Below are 16,027 nucleotides of genomic sequence, written 5' to 3'. Positions count from 1 at the left end.
GGGTCATCGCGTGCCCGTTATTCTGATCACCGACGCCCTCATCTTCGTGCTGATCGCCGTCGGCATCGGCTTCGGTCTCTATGCTGCGCGGCATGAGCACCTGCGCGGGCCTTGGCGCCAAGTCGGGCGATCGCCGGTTGGCGTTGCCGCGCTGGTGGTGATCCTGTTCTACGTTGGCATTGGGCTGCTGGATTCGCTGCACTTTCATCCGCTCATCGAGCCGGTTGCCCAGACGGCTCCAGGGGCTCCGGCGGATCAGAGTGCTGATGGACAGATGAATGGCACTGCTCAGCAAGTCGCGGCCGAGAGTTCAACGGACCAAGGGGCGGTAGGGCAGGGCGAGGCTCCCGGTTCTCGAGATCCTTCGGCAGCGGCAGAGCCCACCTATTCGACCCAGATCATCTCGGTCTTGGACCTCTGGCTCAGCGGCCTGCGTGAGCGCCAGGAGAAGACCTTCTCGGCACCGTTCGCAACCCAATTGTTCGTCAAGGAGGCGATCGAGCAGTCAGATGGCAGCGTGATCCGCGGCTATCCGCGCCTCGAGCATGGCGGAGCGCACCTGGATGATCCGTCACAGCGCGGTGTCGATATCCTACTGCGCGGGCTGTTCGGGATGGTGAAGGGCCTGATCGCCTGGGCTGGGTTGATGCTGACCCTCGTTGCTATGCTCGCCTTGCGCTGGCGTCAGACGTTCAATGACAGCGCGAGCGCGATCTGGCGCGGCGAGACCGAGGCGCCCTGGCGTGTTGCCTTGAGTGTGCTCGCACTGATGCTGGTGCTCAGCTTCGTTGCCGCGGAGTTGGCGGCGAGCTACCACATCCTTGGCACCGATAAGGTCGGCGAGGATGTGTTCTACCAGAGCCTGAAGAGCATCCGCACCGGGCTGGTGATCGGCACCCTGACCACCCTGGTGATGCTGCCGGCGGCGGTAATCTTAGGGATCATGGCCGGCTATTTCGGCGGTCGCACCGATGATGTGATCCAGTATCTCTACACGACCCTGAGCTCGATTCCAGGCGTGCTGCTGATCGCTGCTGCGATCCTGATGTTGCAGGTCTATATGACCAACAACGCGGAGCAGTTCGAGAGCCTGGTCGAGCGTGCGGATCTGCGCCTGCTGTTTCTCTGCATCATCCTCGGCGTGACCAGCTGGACCGGGCTCTGTCGGCTGCTGCGGGGTGAGTCGCTGAAGCTACGCGAGGCCGATTATGTGCAGGCGGCGCGCTCACTGGGCGTGCGCAACTCGACCGTGATCGGCCGCCATATCCTGCCCAATGTGTTGCATATCGTGATGATCACCGTGGTTCTGGATTTCAGCGGCCTGGTGCTGGCCGAAGCAGTGCTTTCATACGTCAACATTGGCGTTGATCCGACCATGAATAGCTGGGGCAATATGATCAATAGCGCTCGGCTCGAGCTGGCGCGCGACCCCGTCGTCTGGTGGTCGCTGGCTGCTGCTTTCGTCTTCATGTTCACCCTCGTGCTCGCCGCCAATCTGCTCGCGGATGTGGTCAGAGATGCCTTCGATCCTCGGCTGCGGAGCGCCTCGTGAGCCCGCCTGGTCTGTTTTGCCGTGCTCGCGGGATGACCGCCTATGTGACCGCCTATGTGACCGCCTATGTGACCGGCTTGATGATGATCTGCTGCCAGGGACTGTCTCGATGAGTGACCTCTTGCTTGATGTCTCCAATCTAACCGCTGAGCTGGGTAACAGCGAGCGACCCGTGCGGGTCTGTGATGGTGTTGGCTTCTCGATCCGCCGCGGCGAGACGCTCGCGCTGCTCGGTGAATCGGGTTGCGGCAAGTCGATGACCGCCCTGACGCTAATGCGGTTGTTGCCGTTGTCTGGGCGTATCACCGGCGGCTCGGTGAAGCTCGATGACACCGAGCTGTTGGATCTCACCGAGCGCGAGATGCGTGGCGTCCGTGGCGGGCGCATGGCGATGATCTTTCAAGAGCCACAAACGTCACTGAATCCAGTGCTGAAGGTTGGCGATCAGATCGCAGAGGCGGTACGTCTGCATCAGCGGCTTGGCAAGGCTGAGGTCGCCGAACGGGTCGTCGAGCTGCTGCGCGCGGTCGGCATCCCAGACCCCGCGCGGCGTGCTGGTGAGTTTCCGCATCAGCTCTCGGGTGGGATGAAACAGCGCGTGATGATTGCGATGGCATTGGCCGGTGATCCGGAGCTGCTGATCGCCGATGAGCCGACGACCGCGCTGGATGTGACCATCCAGGCCCAGGTGCTGCAGCTGCTCAAGGGGCTGCAAGCGCAGACGGGGATGGCCGTGCTGCTCATCACCCATGACCTGGGTGTGGTCGCCGAGACCGCAGATCGGTTGGCGGTGATGTATGCCGGGCAGATCGTCGAGGAGGCGAGCGTCGACGCCTTCTTTGCCGCGCCGGCGCATCCCTATAGTCGCAAGCTGCTGGAGAGTGTGCCGAGCGCGGGTAAGCGCCGTGGCGAGCTGGCGGTGATTCCGGGCCGGGTGCCACCGCTTGATCAGTCCTTCAGCGGTTGTCGCTTTGCCGATCGCTGCAGCCAGGTCATGCCGGCCTGTCGTGAGGCGCCGATCGCTTGGTTTCAACCGAATCCGGGACAGCAGGTGCGCTGTCTGCTCTGGGCTGAGGGACCAGCCCACTTCAGGGAGAGAAACACCAGTGCGGTTGTAGGCGCTGTCGAGCCGAGCCTCGGCTCGGCGCAGCCAGAGACGGCAGCTGGGGCGCTCGCAGCAGCCGGCGACACAGCGAAGGCGAAGGCGAAGGCTTCAGGGGCTACCAGGCTGGAAGCCACGGCGGCCTCGGCACCAGCGCGATCATCGACTGAGCCTGCCGCTGATCGTCAGACCTTGCTCGCCACCGCGGGGCTACAGGTGCACTTCCCGATCCAGCGTGGTCTGTTTCGCAGCACGGTCGGTCATGTGAAGGCCGTCGATGGGGTCGATCTGCGCCTGCAGGCGGGGCAAACCCTGGCCCTCGTTGGCGAATCGGGCTGCGGCAAGACCACCGTGGGTAAGGCGATCCTGCGGCTTGAGCTGCCGACTGGGGGCCAGGTGCGCTACAACGGTGTCGATCTGGCGTCGATCCGGGCCGGACAGATGCGCCGCTATCGCAAGGATCTGCAGATCATCTTCCAAGACCCCTTCGCCTCGATGAATCCACGCATGCTAGTCGGCGAGATCGTCGGCGAGGGCTTGCAAGCGCTTGGGCTCGAAAAGGGCCGTGCGGCACGGCGGCGCCGAGTGGCGGCGCTGCTGGAGCAGGTCGGCATCGGCGAGCAGGCGATGAACCGCTATCCGCACGAGTTCTCCGGTGGCCAGCGCCAGCGTATCTGTATCGCGCGGGCGTTGGCGGTCGAGCCCAAGCTGATCGTCTGCGATGAGCCAACCAGTGCGCTGGACGTGTCAGTTCAGGCGCAGATCCTGAATCTGCTGAAGCGGCTCCAGGATGAGCTGGGGCTCAGCTATCTGTTCATCACGCACGATATCTCGGTGGTCGCCTACCTGGCGCATGAGGTCGCCGTGATGTATCTGGGCCGCATCGTCGAACAGGGCGCAGCGGCCGAGGTACTGGATGAGCCACGCCATCCCTATACCCGAGCCCTGCTCTCGGCGGTGCCGATGATGGACAAGGCCGAGCGCCGCCAGATCATCCGCCTCGAGGGTGACATGCCGTCACCAGCCGCGCCGCCGACGGGCTGTCATTTTCATCCACGCTGCCCGCAGGCCATCGCTGAGTGCGCGCTGGCCTATCCGCAACCGGTTCAGCTCAGCAAGACCCACAGCGCCCGCTGTTTGCGCCTTGAGGTGTGAGGCCTGACCGGACATCGCCTGATCGCACATCTTTCCCATAGATCTCAAAGACACCGCTGCTCCACTATGGCAGGATAGACCCTAACGGACAAAGGGTAGACAATGACACCCTGTCCAAGACCTAAATCCTGGAATATCATCATGGGCTATCTTGAAAATTGGTTGCTCGGCATTGCGACCTTCGTCGCGCTCGTCGTCTTTCTGTATTCCGTTTTCGATATCGTTCGGCGACTCCTTGCGCGTTTGGCGCTGCATTTGTGCCGGATGCGCAAGGCGCCTGAGGGTGGTTTTATCTGTGAACTCAAGCGTAAGCTTGATGGCTTCGTCTCGAAGTCGATGACGTCGCGCCTGGTCATGCTGGTGGTTTCTTTTGGCATACTACTGTTCATCATCGTCGAGCATTCTGCAAAGCTCTGATCGGCGCTGGCGGCCGCCAACTCCCTGTGTCGGTGCCGTTCGTCCCTGATCTCTGATCCCCGAGAGCCAGCCTGCGTCTGATGCTCCCGTCTCCTGGATGGTGAGGCCGCAGCGATCGGCAGGCTGCCATTTGTCGAAATAGGTATTTCTGTCCATGTCCATTGCGATGGCTCAGTTCCTAAAATCTCATGGACTGGTGCGTAACCCGTTCATCGAGGAAGAAGCGCAAAACGACAAGGTCTTCGAGGATCTGCTCAACCAGGCCGGCTACACCTTCAATCATCAGGCTTGGGACAAGTTTTTCGGAGATCCGCCGGGACGCGGTACCTCGATGATCTTCGGCGTCAAGGGCAGCGGCAAGTCAGCCCTGCGCTTAGCGTTGGAAAAGAATATCCAGCACTACAATTGTGAGGATCAGCAACAGGGACAGGGTCAGAAGCGCATCCTGCTGCTGCACTATGATGACTTCAACGGGTTCCTTGAGGCCTTCAAGCGAAAGCGGGAACAGGATCGACGCCGCGATGAGGCAGTGACGCTGAAGGATTTTGGTCTCGCCCAACACCTGGATGCGATCTTGGTCTGTGGAATGGAGGCATTGCTCAAAGACACAGATCTACAGTTGGAAAAGCTAGAGCAATTCCGGCGGCATGATCTGATGATGCTGATGGCCTTCTATGTCAGCGGCCCGCCGGATCGCTACAACCGCATCATGGCATCACTCTCCAAGCGTTTGATGCCGCAGGGGCTGATTGGGGGGTTCTTCAGTAGCCTCAAGGAGTCCACCGCCGCACTGCTCTCGCTGGGCCTGTTGCCGCTGGTTCGCAGCGCCTTTTATGGTGGCGTTGCGCGTTCCGCGGAACGTGAGATCTTGGTGCGAGACCGCAATGCCAAGGATGTTCAGCGCGCACTGCGCTCGATTCCTCAGGGTTATCTCAAGGACCAGGATGTCAAGCGCGCAGGTTGGCGCGATGAAGACGATGTGCGCCGGCTGTTCGCTACCAAGTTCATCGATGTTGTGCTCAGCCTTGGCTATCAGCAGATCGTGGTGGTGATGGACAAGGTCGACGAGCCTTCGTTGATCAATGGTGACCGTGAGCGCATGGAGGACTTCGTCTGGCCGCTCTGGAACAATCGTATCCTGCAACTGCATCCGAATCTGAGCTTTAAGATGTTGCTACCGCGGCAACTCTACGAGGCGGTGCGCAAGGCCAGTTCGGAGAAGGCTAATGAGGCGCGCTTCGACAAGCAGAAGATCATCTATCCGTTCCGTTGGGGCGATAAGCAGCTGTTCGACATGATGTCTGCGCGCTTACGCATCTGTCGGGAAGATCCGACCGATCCCTATCCACTCGATCAGCTGTTCGCGTCGGTGATTCCACAGCGAGAGATCCTCGGTGCCCTCGACAAGCTGCGTCAGCCGCGCTTCGTGCTCAACTACCTCTATCGACTGATCGCTGAGACCTGTGCTCAGGCCGATCAGGTCGATGATGAGCCGGTGCGCATCTCGCACGAGGTCTTCTATCAGATCACCGCCACTATCGGCGAAGACATCAAGCAGTATTACCAGACCTTGGGTGAGAGTCCGGAGTAGGATCCGATCAGTGCACGCGCGAGACCGGCATCATGTCGATGTCGCAAGCGCCACCGACAGTGACCCTCTGTTCGCGGCCGCTGCCGCTGCAGGATGCGCCACGGTCGTTGATGCGGCAGTTGAGGGCAAGCGGCTTGCCAGCAGTGAGCCAGTTTGGCGTGCGACGGTAGCGGCCGACGTTTGAGAAGCGGCAGCCACTGGAGACGCCATAGGGTGTGCAGCCGCCGCCGCCACCGAGGCTGACCTTACGGCCGTCGACGACGAAGCCCGGGTAATTGTCCTCGACCCGCACTGCGTCGATCGGCCCCTCTTGGTCGAAGCGGAATTCCTTGAAGCGATAGCCGCCGCCGACCCGGTCGCCAACCTTGATTCGCGTATTCGCGATCAACACATGATCAGGGCCGTTCTCAGCCACCGCGCCTGACATATATTCAACGCGATCATGCTGCGGAAAACATTTGCCCATGGCTGGCGGATGGTAGTAGTGGCGAAGCTCGGTCAGTTCGTTCAGATTGGTGCCGGGAAACACGGTTGCTAACGCTGGTGTGCCGCCGTAGAGGATGGTCTCGGCGTCGCCGATACTCTGACTGTAGATACCTTGGTAGAGAGCGTAATCACCCTGTTTGGCCAAGTCAGTGCGCAGGTAGCAAGAGGTGAGGCCAGAGATCTGGGTCAGGTAAGCATCCCAGATGTTGTATTGACCGACATCGGAGGCGATGCCTTGGAAGTCGCCTGGGAATGAGCAGCCCTGTCGCTTCAGACATTGGCCGACACCGCGATTGCGGATCGAGAGCACGACGACGTTGCGCTCGCAGGCGCCGTAGGCGGTGCAGCCACGATCGAGATGCCCCTCGAAGATGGCGGTGCGCATGGCGTAGTCGAGGTGTTTGGCGCGGGCGAGGGTGGTGGCGTCCCAGCGTCCGTCGTGCTTGGCAATGAAGCGGTCCCAGGCGCGTTCGAGCCGGGCGCGGCGGCCAATGGCGTCTTGGTCGACCGCGGCGCATTCCGGTGAGTTGTGGAAGACGCGGACGATCTTGTCCAACTCGGTTTTGCCTTCGCGCTCGGCGGCCGCTGGATCACCTTTGCCGGGCGGATCGAAGAAGGGCGGCTTTTTGAGCACGTAGAGATCGCGCACGTTGAGCACATGGCGGACGCTGCTGTCGCAATGATGGTTCTTGACCTTCAGCGCTTCGCGTTCGGCGAATGTGCGCTCGAACTTACGCGTGGCCGCCTGGCCTTTGTCCTTAGACGGATTCACGACCACTTCGAAGCCAACGTACGGGGTGCCCTTGGCATCAGTGAGTGCGCGTCCGTTGCGGACCACCAAGCAGGGGATGACCGAGGTGCCCTGCGGCAAGCTGCCTGCGCGGCTACCAGGGCCATTGGCGCCGATGTTGTAATACGGAGTCTCCAAGGGGCCATTGAACTTGTAGATCGTCATCACCGGTGTCGCTGGCACGGCGGCTCCGGCTAACATCGGCAAGTTGAGGAGTATGCTGGCGAGTAGCCCGGTCAGACCGGTGCGGACGCCTGATTGAGAGAGGTCTGTGATCATCGGCATCATCGGGTGCTGTGCGTGATTGATGAGGAAAGGGTGCCATAGATCCTGATGTCGCTCGGTTCCGTTGTCACCTGCTGGGATTCGGCTGCTTGCAGAAAGGTCGGGCTCGAGGTCGTTGATGCACAGGAGCCGAGCAACGGCATTAACGCAGCCAGGATAATCAGGCAAGCGGATGCGGAGCGGTTGTGGGACATCAGCGCAGTGGATCTTGGCGGTTTAGGATCAGAAGCCAAGTATGAACTGAGTGGCTCAATGTTTTCCAATCGAGGAGAGGCGGTGATGTTTTGCGTGATGAACCGAGTGCCTGTGTCGCCTGAATGGCGGGACGCGTTCGAAGAACGCTTTAGGCGGCGTGCAGGACAGGTGGAACGACAAGCGGGCTTCGTGCGAATGGCCGTGCTCCGGCCGACGAGCGAGGAGACGCCCTATGTGGTGGAGACCCTGTGGCAGGACCGAGCGGCCTTTGAGGCCTGGGTCGGCTCGGAAGACTTTAGGCTGGCCCACGCTAATCCGTTGCCGAAAGAGGCTTACAACGGGGAGGGGAAGATGGAGTCGTTTGAACTGGTGGCGAGTGCAGAGACGGGTATCAGCGTCAAGACGAGTATTAGCATAGAGACTAGTCTCTAGAGACTAGTATCTAGTGATGCCTCGTCGCAGACCGAAGTGCCATAAAGAAGAGTCATGAATTGGCTGCACTACAGGCCGCGGTAGGCTTCAAACGCAAGGTTCACGGGCTGATGCAGCGGCCCCTGCTCTTGCCGCCGAAGACTCGACTCAGGGCTGGTCTCAAGTGACCCGCGTTAAACGTTAACCTGCGCTCAGCGAACAGCTAGCGCCTCTGCGAAGTGAGATCCCAACCTTGCGGTTGGGATCTTGTTATAACCGTGGCGCGCTGTTCAGGCTGACAGCGAATGGGCGGTTAGAGCTCGAGCTGGACGCGGAGCTTGGTCATCGCATTCTTCTCGATCTGGCGAATGCGTTCCGCCGACACGTTGAACTGCTGGGCCAACTCATGCAAGGTCTGCTTGCGCTCGCTCAGCCAGCGCTCGCGTAAGATGACCTTGCTGCGCTCATCGAGCTGTTCGAGCGCAGCAAACAGGCGCTCGCGCTGCCAGCCGTCGTTATCCTCGCGCTCGAGAGCCGCCGCGGGCTCCATGCGCATATCGGGCAGATAGGTTGATGGCGCCGAAGGTGACTCATCGTCTTCATCGTCATGGCTATCGAAGGACATGTCGTGGCTCGAGAGCCGTGACTCCATTTCGAGCACGGTCTCGGGCTTAACGCCGAGATCGGCGGCGACGTCATCGACCTCTTGCTTGGTGAACCAACCGAGACGCTTCTTCGAGCTACGCAGGTTGAAGAAAAGTTTGCGCTGTGCCTTGGTGGTTGCAACCTTCACGATTCGCCAATTGCGCAGGATGTATTCGTGGATCTCGGCACGAATCCAGTGCACAGCGAATGAGACCAGGCGAACGCCAACATCAGCATCGAAGCGGCGCACCGCCTTCATCAGGCCGACGGTTCCCTCTTGAATCAGGTCTGGTAGTGGCAGGCCATAGCCCAGGTAGCCACGTGCGATTCGAATCACGAAACGAAGGTGTGACAGCACTAGACGCCGCGCTGCCATCATGTCCCCGTTGTCGCGCAGTCTGATAGCGAGGGAGCGCTCCTCCTCGGCGGTCAGCACAGGAATCTGGTAGGCGCTCGAGATGTAACTATCGATGGTGCCAGTCGATAATGTTCCAATGGCCGCGATGTCGTTGGTCATGATGGAATACCCTAGTGTTTTGCTCGGGAATAATGCTAGCAGTCTTAACGACGTTTGACAATAGTCGTGACGGGGTTTTCGAGCAGGCTTTGAACGGAAAGTTCCTATGGCAAAGGTTAGACAGTACCGGATATAGCCCCACTGATCCACAGAAATACTGTCACTGCGTTTGATGCGGTGCGCGCGAACAAGTTCGAGGGCGGGGGATGTCTAGCGAGACCAGGCTTGGCGATGCGAGGTTTGGCGATGCGAGGCTGGGGCTGCTTGAGGTGTCGTTGATGTTCGGGTTGATGCGGAGGTTAACGCCAGCTCGGCCCGAGCGCCTGTATGCTCAATTGTGTGTTCAACGGTCGTCGCAGAGATCCAGGTGTCGGCCAACGGCGATCCAGCTGCCAGCGATGCCGAGCAGGCTACTGCCGAGGAGTAGCGTACCGAGTCCGGTGAGGCTTAACCCACGGATATCGAAGGTTCTGTGGTAGAGCGCTTCGAGCGGCGCGGCTTGGGTCGCTAGCAGCCAGACCATCAGCGTCACCAGCACAGCGGCGAGGGCGCCTCCGAACAATCCGTACCAGGCGCCAATATAGAGAAATCGTCGGCGGGCAAAGCGAGCGGTGGCTCCGACCAAACCCATGATGCGAATCTCATCGCGGCGGTTCTCGATCTCCAGTCGGATGCTGTTGCCGATGACCAGCAGCACGCCCAGCCCGAGCAGTAGCGCGAGCAGGCTGACGCCGGCTCGCAGCAGGGCGAGGATCGCCTGAAAACGCTGCGCCCAACGCGCGTCCTCGCGGAGGAAGTCGACCTCGGGGAGTTGTTCGATGCGCGCAATGAAGGGTTTGAGCTGAGCAGGTTCCAGGGCTGCGGGGTACAACTGGAGCTCGAGCACGACGGGTAGCGGGTTCTCGGTGAGCTGATCCAAGGCGCTGCTGAGGCCGCTGTAGTCGCGAAATTCGCTGAGTCCTTCAGCGCGTGAGATCAGCTCGATTGTCTCGACCTCTGGGCGTTGCGCTAGGCGCTGGCGCAGCTGCGCCGCCTGCGCCTCATCGACCGCGGACCCGAGAAAAACCGAGACGGTAGCGCTGCGCTGCCAGTCGCCGCCAAGTCGCTTCACATTGTCAAGGGCGACGACGAGCGCGGCCGGCAATGCCAGGGCGATCGCGACCGCAGCCACGGTCATGAGCGTGCTCAGTGGTTGTTGGAGCATCCGACGCAGCGTCGTGACGGCGATCTCGCGATGCTGCTCGCCCCAGGCCGAAAGTCGGCGGCGGTCCAAGACGCCAGTACCCGTTGAACGCTTATTGGAGAATCGGGTTCGACGTTGAGCCATTTACCAGTTCCCAGAATCGGCGATCAGTCGGCCCTTCTGCAAGCGCAGGATGCGATAGGCCATGCGGCTGATCCGCTCTTGGTCATGGGTGGCGATCATCAAGGTGACGCCAACCTCGTGGAAGCGCTCGAAGAGGTCGTAGATCTCGCTGGCGAGCTCGGGGTCGAGATTGCCGGTTGGCTCGTCGGCGAGGATGATCGGTGGCCGGCCGACGATGGCGCGCGCGATTCCGACCCGTTGCTGCTCGCCGCCGGACAACGCAATCGGATGTGCGCGCTCGAACGCGAGGAGTCCGACCTGATCGAGCGCCGCGCGCACGCGGCGGCCGATCTCGCGGCTCGGCATGCCGGTGATCGCCAAGGGCAGGGCGACGTTGTCGTAGACGCTCCGATCATTCAGCAGCCGGTGATCTTGAAAGATCATGCCAATTCGACGGCGATGGAAAGGGATGCGCCGGCGCGGCAGGTCGGCGAGCGAGCGGCCGTCGACTATGATCTGGCCACGGCTTGGGCGTTCTATGAGGCCAATCAGTTTGAGCAGGGTGCTCTTGCCCGCACCCGAATGGCCGGTTAGGAACGCCATCTCGCCGGCGGCGAGCTCGAAGCTGAGGTCTTTGAGGGCCTCGCCACGCTCCGGATAGCGTTTATAGACGTGCTCGAAGCGGATCACGGACTCAGCAGCGCGTTCAGGAAGCTGTCGGCGTCGAAATGGCGAAGATCCTCGACCTGTTCGCCAACGCCGATGAAGCGAAACGGCACCTTAAGGCGATCGGCGATGGCAAAGATGATGCCGCCCTTGGCCGTGCCGTCGAGCTTGGTCAGGGTGATCCCGGTCAGCGGTAAGGTCTGATTGAACTGCATCGCCTGCTGCAGGGCGTTCTGCCCGGCTGTTGCATCGACCACCAGCATCACCTCGTGCGGTGCCTCGGGGTCGATCTTCTTCATCACTCGCGCAATCTTCTTCAGCTCCTCCATCAGATTCGACTTGGTATGCAGACGTCCGGCGGTGTCAGCGATCAGCACATCGATACCGCGCGATGTCGCCGCTTGGAGCGCATCGAAGATCACCGATGCGGGGTCGGCGCCGGTGTGCTGAGCGATCACGGGCACCTGGTTGCGTTCGCCCCAGCTCTGGAGCTGCTCGACCGCCGCGGCACGGAAGGTATCGCCGGCGGCGAGCATGACGCTGTTGCCTTCGTCCTGGAGTTGGCGCGCCAACTTGCCAATGGTGGTGGTCTTGCCGGCGCCATTGACGCCGACCATCAGGATCACCTGCGGCCGCCCGGCTGTCGGCTGCCGCACCGGCGCCTGGCTGCTGACCAGGATACTGGCCAGCTCGCGTCGCAGCGCGGCGAGAAAGGCATCGGGCTCAAGCGCCTCGCGCCGTTTAACGCGATAGGCGAGGTCGTCGATGATGCGGCGCGTTGTGGGCACGCCGACATCTGCTGCGACCAAGAGCATTTCCAGCTCTTCGAGCAGATCCTCGTCGATCTCGGTTCGGCCCGCGACCAGGTCGCCGATATCGGCATTCAAGACCGCTCGCGTGCGTGCGAGTCCGGCCTTGAGACCGGCGAACAGCCGTCGCTCTTGGGTCGCGTCTTCGTCGCGCTTGGCCGCAGCGCGGCTGATAGCGTCGCCGAGGCGACCCTGAGCTGGCTCGCCGCCAAAGTCGACGTCTGAACGCTGACGCACGGCCCCTGGCTGCTGCTCAGGCACCGCCTCGGCGGTTGCGGGTGGCGTGCTGGGCTCAAGCTGATCGCCAGCGAGCTTTGCGGCGGCTTGGGCCTCTGTTTGGCGCTGTTTCTTCTTTCCGAATCCGAACATGGGTTCTGTAACGACTTCTTGGCTGGAACGTATGGCGCTGGCAGCTGGCAGCGCGAGCGTGGAGCGAGGCTGTCGAGCCGCCGCATTGTAACAACGCGCGGGCGTCGCCAACTTCCCGCCCAGGCTACGCTGATTCGACGGATGACTCTACGGATGATGCTAATGATGAAACCGCTCTTCGCCACTGCTCTCGTCTCAGTGCTGGCGGCGCTCGCCGTCCAGCCGCTGTTTGCGGCTGAGGCTGGCAGCGCTATTGCCGGTAACGGCGCCTTATCTAACGGTTCCTTTGCTAACGGCCCTAAGGTGCACGAACGCGTGCTCGACAACGGCCTAAAGGTGCTAGTCAAGCGCGACGATCGCGCGCCAATCGTGACCTCGCAGGTGTGGTACAAGGTGGGCTCGAGCTATGAGCATGGTGGTGTCACGGGCGTCTCGCATGCGCTAGAGCACATGATGTTCAAGGGCACTGAGCGGCTCGCGCCCGGACAATTCTCGCGCATCATCGCCGAGCATGGCGGCGATGAGAACGCCTTCACGGGTCGCGACTATACCGCCTACTTCCAGACCCTGGCTGCAGACCGACTCGAGGTCGCGTTTGAACTCGAGGCCGACCGCATGCGCAACCTCGCCTTGCCGGCTGATGAGTTCGCGAAAGAGATCGAGGTGGTCAAGGAGGAACGTCGGCTGCGCACCGATGATGATCCAGAAGCGCTCGCCTTCGAGCAATTCAACGCCACCGCCTATGCCGCATCGCCATATCGCAACCCGATCATTGGCTGGCAGAGCGATCTCGATGTGATGAACGTCGAGACCCTGCGGGATTGGTACCAGATGTGGTATGCGCCGAATAACGCAACCCTGGTGGTCGTCGGCGACGTCGATCCAACCGAGGTGTTCGCGCTTGCCGAGCAGCATTTCGGGCCGCTGGAGTCGGGACCGGCCCTACAACCGCGTCCGCGTGCGGAGCCCGTGCAGCGCGGTGAGAAGCGGCTTTCGGTCGCGGCTCCCGCGAAGGAGCCTTACCTATTGATGGGTTGGAAGACGCCTGCCCTCGCTGATGCCGAGCAGGGCTGGGAGCCTTATGCGCTCGAGATGCTGGTGTCGGTGTTGGATGCGGGTGCAAGCTCTCGCTTCAGTCGCGACCTGGTTCGAGGCGACCGGGTCGCTGCTTCAGTCGGTGCGAGCTACAATGCCTTCAACCGGCTCTCGGGCATGCTGCTCATCGATGGCACACCGGCTAAAGGCGTTTCGGTCGCGGCGCTCGAGGAGGCGATCCTAGTCCAGCTGGAGCGACTCAAGTCCGAGCTTGTGACCGATCAGGAGCTGGCGCGCATCCGCAGTCAGCTGATTGCCGGTAAGGTCTACGAACGCGATAGCGTGTTCTATCAGGCAATGCTGCTCGGGCAGCTGGAGACCGTCGGGCTCGGCTGGGAGCTGGTCGACGAGACCGTTGAGCAGCTGTCGGCGGTGACCCCGGAACAGATTCAGCGTGTTGCTCAGCGCTATTTGACTCAAGAGAACCGGACCGTTGCGCTGTTGCAGCCACAAGCGATGGAAGCGGCAGATGCGCCGCCGGCAACGACCATGACCGGAGGCGCTCGCCATGTTCACTAAGCCTATTTGGAAGTGCGTTTCTTGCCGCCCACTGCTTGCGCTGATCGGGCTCGGCGTGCTTTGGGCGCAGGTGGCTCAGGCGGTGCCGCAGATCCAGACCTGGGAGACGCCGACGGGTGCCAAGGTGCTGTTCGTTGCCACTGACGAGCTGCCGATGGTCGACATTCAGGTGGTGTTCGATGCCGGAAGTGCGCGCGATGGCTCCAAGCCTGGTCTTGCGTCGCTGACCTCGGCCATGCTGACCGAAGGTGCTGGCGGGCTCGATGCGGACGCCATTGCGGAGCGCGTTGAGGCGGTTGGCGCGAAACTCAGTACGGGTACCGACCGCGATACCAGCTCTGCGAGCTTGCGCTCGCTGAGCGATGCGGATGCGCTCGAGATCGCAGTGGACACCCTGATTCGGATCTTGAACGCGCCGACCTTCGATCCAGGCGAGTTCGAGCGCGTGCGGCAGAACCGACTGACAGCACTGCGTCTGGCTGAACAGGACCCGGGAGATGTTGGACGCAAGGCAGTCTATCGGGCAATCTTTGGTGATCATCCGTATGCGACCGACCCCAGTGGCACACCTGAGGCTGTCGCTGCACTGACAACGGACGATCTGCGGGCCTTTCATGGCCGCTTTTACGGCGCGGGGAACGCGACCATTGCGATTGTCGGAGCGCTTGACCGAGCTCAGGCTGAGAGCCTCGCCGCGCGTATCTCGGGCGAGCTGCCTAGCGCGGGGCCACCAGCGCCCTTGCCCGCTGTGCCGGAGCTGGTGGAGTCCAGCGTTCAGCAGATCGAATTCCCATCGAGTCAGACCCATCTCTACCTTGGCCAGCCAGGGATGCACCGCGGCGATCCGGACTACTTCGCGCTGTATCTCGGCAATCACATCCTTGGCGGCAGCGGCCTGGTCTCGCTGTTGATGGAGGAGGTACGCGAGAAGCGCGGGCTTTCCTACAGCGTTTATAGCTACTTCTTGCCCCTCGCGCGCAAGGGGCCACTGATGATGGGGCTGCAGACCCAAAACGCTCAGGCTGAGGCGGCACAGGAGGTGCTGTTGGATACCCTGAAGCGATTTATTGAGCAGGGGCCGACCGATCAGCAGCTCGAGGCTGCGGTGAAAAACATCACCGGCGGCTTTCCGCTCCGCATCGCTGGCAACAGCAAGATCGTCAGCTATCTGGCGGTGATTGGGTTCTATGATCTGCCGCTCGATTACCTCGAGGTCTTCCCCGATCGCATTCGGGCGTTGACCACCGAGCAGATCCGTGACGCCTTCCAGCGCCGGGTCGATCCGTTGCGGCTCGCACAGGTAGCCGTTGGGGCCGCTGTCCCCCTGCCTGCGTCAGCGCCCGCGACTGGAGATGTGGAACAGCCTCTGAGTGCGATACCTGCTCCAGCCCCAGGCGCCGAATCCAGTGCGGAGATGGGCGCGAGCCCAAGGCTCAATACGACGCCGAGCGATAAGCCAGGTGCCGCGGGTGGCCAGGGCTGATGCCGCGCAGAGCCGGGGCTGAGCGAGCCAGGGCTGAGCCGGGGCGACTGCGCATCATCGGCGGCTGCTGGCGCGGGCGTCGGCTCCCCGTTGCTGCACAGCCAGGGCTACGCCCGACCATGGACCGGGTGCGCGAAACCCTCTTCAACTGGCTGGCGCCAATCATCGAAGGCAGTCGTTGTCTGGATTGCTTTGCAGGCAGCGGCGCGCTGGGTCTAGAGGCGGCGTCGCGGGGTGCTACGGCGGTCGTTCAGCTCGAGCGCAGTCCAGCGGTGGCGCGCAGGCTGCAGGCCAACGCCGAGGAGCTGGGTGCCCGCCAGTTGACGGTCTACTGTGCTGATGCCCTGGAATGGCTGGCGACATCGTCGCCGGTGGCGTTCGATGTCTGCTTTTTGGATCCTCCCTTTGCCGCTGATCTCTTGGCGCCGACCCTGCGACAGCTGGCGCAAGACGGCTGGCTGGCTATGGGTGCCTTGGTCTATATCGAGACCGATCAGGCCAGGCCATTGCCTGATCTACCCGCGGATTGGCGTTGGTTGCGTGACAAACACGCTGGGCAGGTGCGCTATGCGTTGGCAGAGGTTGGCGCTGCGCCCTGAGTGACTGACGACTGAATCACTCACACACTCACGCA

The 16,027-nt window shown here is 61.8% G+C and carries 13 protein-coding genes; 8 read left to right on the top strand and 5 right to left on the bottom strand.

Annotated elements, in window-relative coordinates:
- Positions 1–10 precede the first annotated feature (10 nt).
- From CCR96_RS17135 to CCR96_RS17120, 4 genes are all read left to right on the top strand, one after another.
- Positions 11–1,552 carry an ABC transporter permease gene (locus CCR96_RS17135; protein WP_338035901.1) on the top strand — a complete coding sequence of 514 codons (1,542 nt, stop codon included), beginning with the start codon at positions 11–13 and terminating at the stop codon, positions 1,550–1,552.
- Positions 1,553–1,661: 109 nt separating this feature from the next.
- The gene (locus CCR96_RS17130; RefSeq protein WP_201221482.1) at positions 1,662–3,809 is read left to right on the top strand and encodes an ABC transporter ATP-binding protein; all 2,148 of its coding nucleotides are present in this window, start codon (positions 1,662–1,664) and stop codon (positions 3,807–3,809) included.
- A gap of 141 nt (positions 3,810–3,950) precedes the next feature.
- Positions 3,951–4,226, top strand: a complete 276-nt coding sequence (locus tag CCR96_RS17125) for a hypothetical protein (protein ID WP_201221480.1) — start codon at positions 3,951–3,953, stop codon at positions 4,224–4,226.
- A gap of 154 nt (positions 4,227–4,380) precedes the next feature.
- Positions 4,381–5,817, top strand: coding sequence for a hypothetical protein (locus tag CCR96_RS17120; protein WP_201221478.1), 1,437 nt, complete (start codon positions 4,381–4,383; stop codon positions 5,815–5,817).
- Between the two features lie 7 nt (positions 5,818–5,824).
- Here the strand turns inward: CCR96_RS17120 and CCR96_RS17115 are convergent, their stop codons facing one another.
- Positions 5,825–7,372, bottom strand: a complete 1,548-nt coding sequence (locus CCR96_RS17115; RefSeq protein WP_242519151.1) for a hypothetical protein — start codon at positions 7,370–7,372, stop codon at positions 5,825–5,827.
- A gap of 54 nt (positions 7,373–7,426) precedes the next feature.
- On the opposite strand from CCR96_RS17115, the gene CCR96_RS24705 reads away from it, so the two are divergent.
- Complete coding sequence (locus CCR96_RS24705; RefSeq protein ID WP_242519150.1) at positions 7,427–8,005, top strand: antibiotic biosynthesis monooxygenase family protein; 579 nt, start codon at positions 7,427–7,429, stop codon at positions 8,003–8,005.
- 292 nt (positions 8,006–8,297) lie between these two features.
- Here CCR96_RS24705 and rpoH read toward each other — a convergent pair whose 3' ends face one another.
- The 4 genes from rpoH to ftsY form a co-directional block, all read right to left on the bottom strand.
- Positions 8,298–9,146 (bottom strand): RNA polymerase sigma factor RpoH, encoded by an 849-nt coding sequence (rpoH, locus tag CCR96_RS17105; protein WP_201221476.1) that lies wholly within the window; start codon positions 9,144–9,146, stop codon positions 8,298–8,300.
- A 343-nt stretch (positions 9,147–9,489) separates the two neighbouring features.
- Entirely contained in the window at positions 9,490–10,473 is a 984-nt protein-coding gene (gene ftsX, locus CCR96_RS17100) for a permease-like cell division protein FtsX (RefSeq protein ID WP_201221474.1), read from the bottom strand.
- Positions 10,474–11,142 (bottom strand): cell division ATP-binding protein FtsE, encoded by a 669-nt coding sequence (gene ftsE, locus CCR96_RS17095; RefSeq protein ID WP_201221472.1) that lies wholly within the window; start codon positions 11,140–11,142, stop codon positions 10,474–10,476. It lies immediately after the preceding gene.
- Entirely contained in the window at positions 11,139–12,296 is a 1,158-nt protein-coding gene (gene ftsY / locus CCR96_RS17090; protein WP_201221470.1) for a signal recognition particle-docking protein FtsY, read from the bottom strand. Before ftsY ends, ftsE begins: the two co-directional genes overlap by 4 nt.
- A 165-nt stretch (positions 12,297–12,461) precedes the next feature.
- Between ftsY and CCR96_RS17085 the strand changes: the two genes are divergently transcribed.
- The 3 genes from CCR96_RS17085 to rsmD are packed head-to-tail and all read left to right on the top strand — an operon-like array spanning position 12,462 to position 15,992.
- On the top strand, positions 12,462–13,910 hold the full coding sequence (locus CCR96_RS17085; RefSeq protein ID WP_201221809.1) for an insulinase family protein: 1,449 nt from the start codon (positions 12,462–12,464) through the stop codon (positions 13,908–13,910).
- Positions 13,900–15,393 carry a M16 family metallopeptidase gene (locus CCR96_RS17080; RefSeq protein ID WP_201221468.1) on the top strand — a complete coding sequence of 498 codons (1,494 nt, stop codon included), beginning with the start codon at positions 13,900–13,902 and terminating at the stop codon, positions 15,391–15,393. Before CCR96_RS17085 ends, CCR96_RS17080 begins: the two co-directional genes overlap by 11 nt.
- A complete protein-coding gene (gene rsmD / locus CCR96_RS17075; protein ID WP_201221466.1) occupies positions 15,393–15,992 on the top strand; it encodes a 16S rRNA (guanine(966)-N(2))-methyltransferase RsmD in 600 nt (199 codons plus the stop codon). The genes CCR96_RS17080 and rsmD overlap by 1 nt, the downstream gene beginning before the upstream one ends.
- The last annotated feature ends 35 nt before the right edge of the window (positions 15,993–16,027 follow it).

This window comes from Halochromatium roseum, from assembly GCF_016653315.1.
GTDB classification, from domain to species: Bacteria; Pseudomonadota; Gammaproteobacteria; order Chromatiales; family Chromatiaceae; genus Lamprobacter; species Lamprobacter roseus.
This window is presented reverse-complemented; position numbering and strand designations above follow the sequence as displayed.

What these genes read in the sequence shown, in the direction of transcription:
- CCR96_RS17130 (WP_201221482.1), top strand. Translation starts at nt 1,662, where the DNA reads ATGAGTGACCTCTTGCTTGATGTCTCCAATCTAACCGCTGAGCTGGGT.
- CCR96_RS17125 (WP_201221480.1), top strand. Translation starts at nt 3,951, where the DNA reads ATGGGCTATCTTGAAAATTGGTTGCTCGGCATTGCGACCTTCGTCGCG.
- CCR96_RS17120 (WP_201221478.1), top strand. Translation starts at nt 4,381, where the DNA reads ATGTCCATTGCGATGGCTCAGTTCCTAAAATCTCATGGACTGGTGCGT.
- CCR96_RS17115 (WP_242519151.1), bottom strand. Translation starts at nt 7,372, where the DNA reads ATGATCACAGACCTCTCTCAATCAGGCGTCCGCACCGGTCTGACCGGG.
- CCR96_RS24705 (WP_242519150.1), top strand. Translation starts at nt 7,427, where the DNA reads ATGTCGCTCGGTTCCGTTGTCACCTGCTGGGATTCGGCTGCTTGCAGA.
- rpoH (WP_201221476.1), bottom strand. Translation starts at nt 9,146, where the DNA reads ATGACCAACGACATCGCGGCCATTGGAACATTATCGACTGGCACCATC.
- ftsX (WP_201221474.1), bottom strand. Translation starts at nt 10,473, where the DNA reads ATGGCTCAACGTCGAACCCGATTCTCCAATAAGCGTTCAACGGGTACT.
- ftsY (WP_201221470.1), bottom strand. Translation starts at nt 12,296, where the DNA reads ATGTTCGGATTCGGAAAGAAGAAACAGCGCCAAACAGAGGCCCAAGCC.
- CCR96_RS17085 (WP_201221809.1), top strand. Translation starts at nt 12,462, where the DNA reads ATGAAACCGCTCTTCGCCACTGCTCTCGTCTCAGTGCTGGCGGCGCTC.
- CCR96_RS17080 (WP_201221468.1), top strand. Translation starts at nt 13,900, where the DNA reads ATGTTCACTAAGCCTATTTGGAAGTGCGTTTCTTGCCGCCCACTGCTT.
- rsmD (WP_201221466.1), top strand. Translation starts at nt 15,393, where the DNA reads ATGCCGCGCAGAGCCGGGGCTGAGCGAGCCAGGGCTGAGCCGGGGCGA.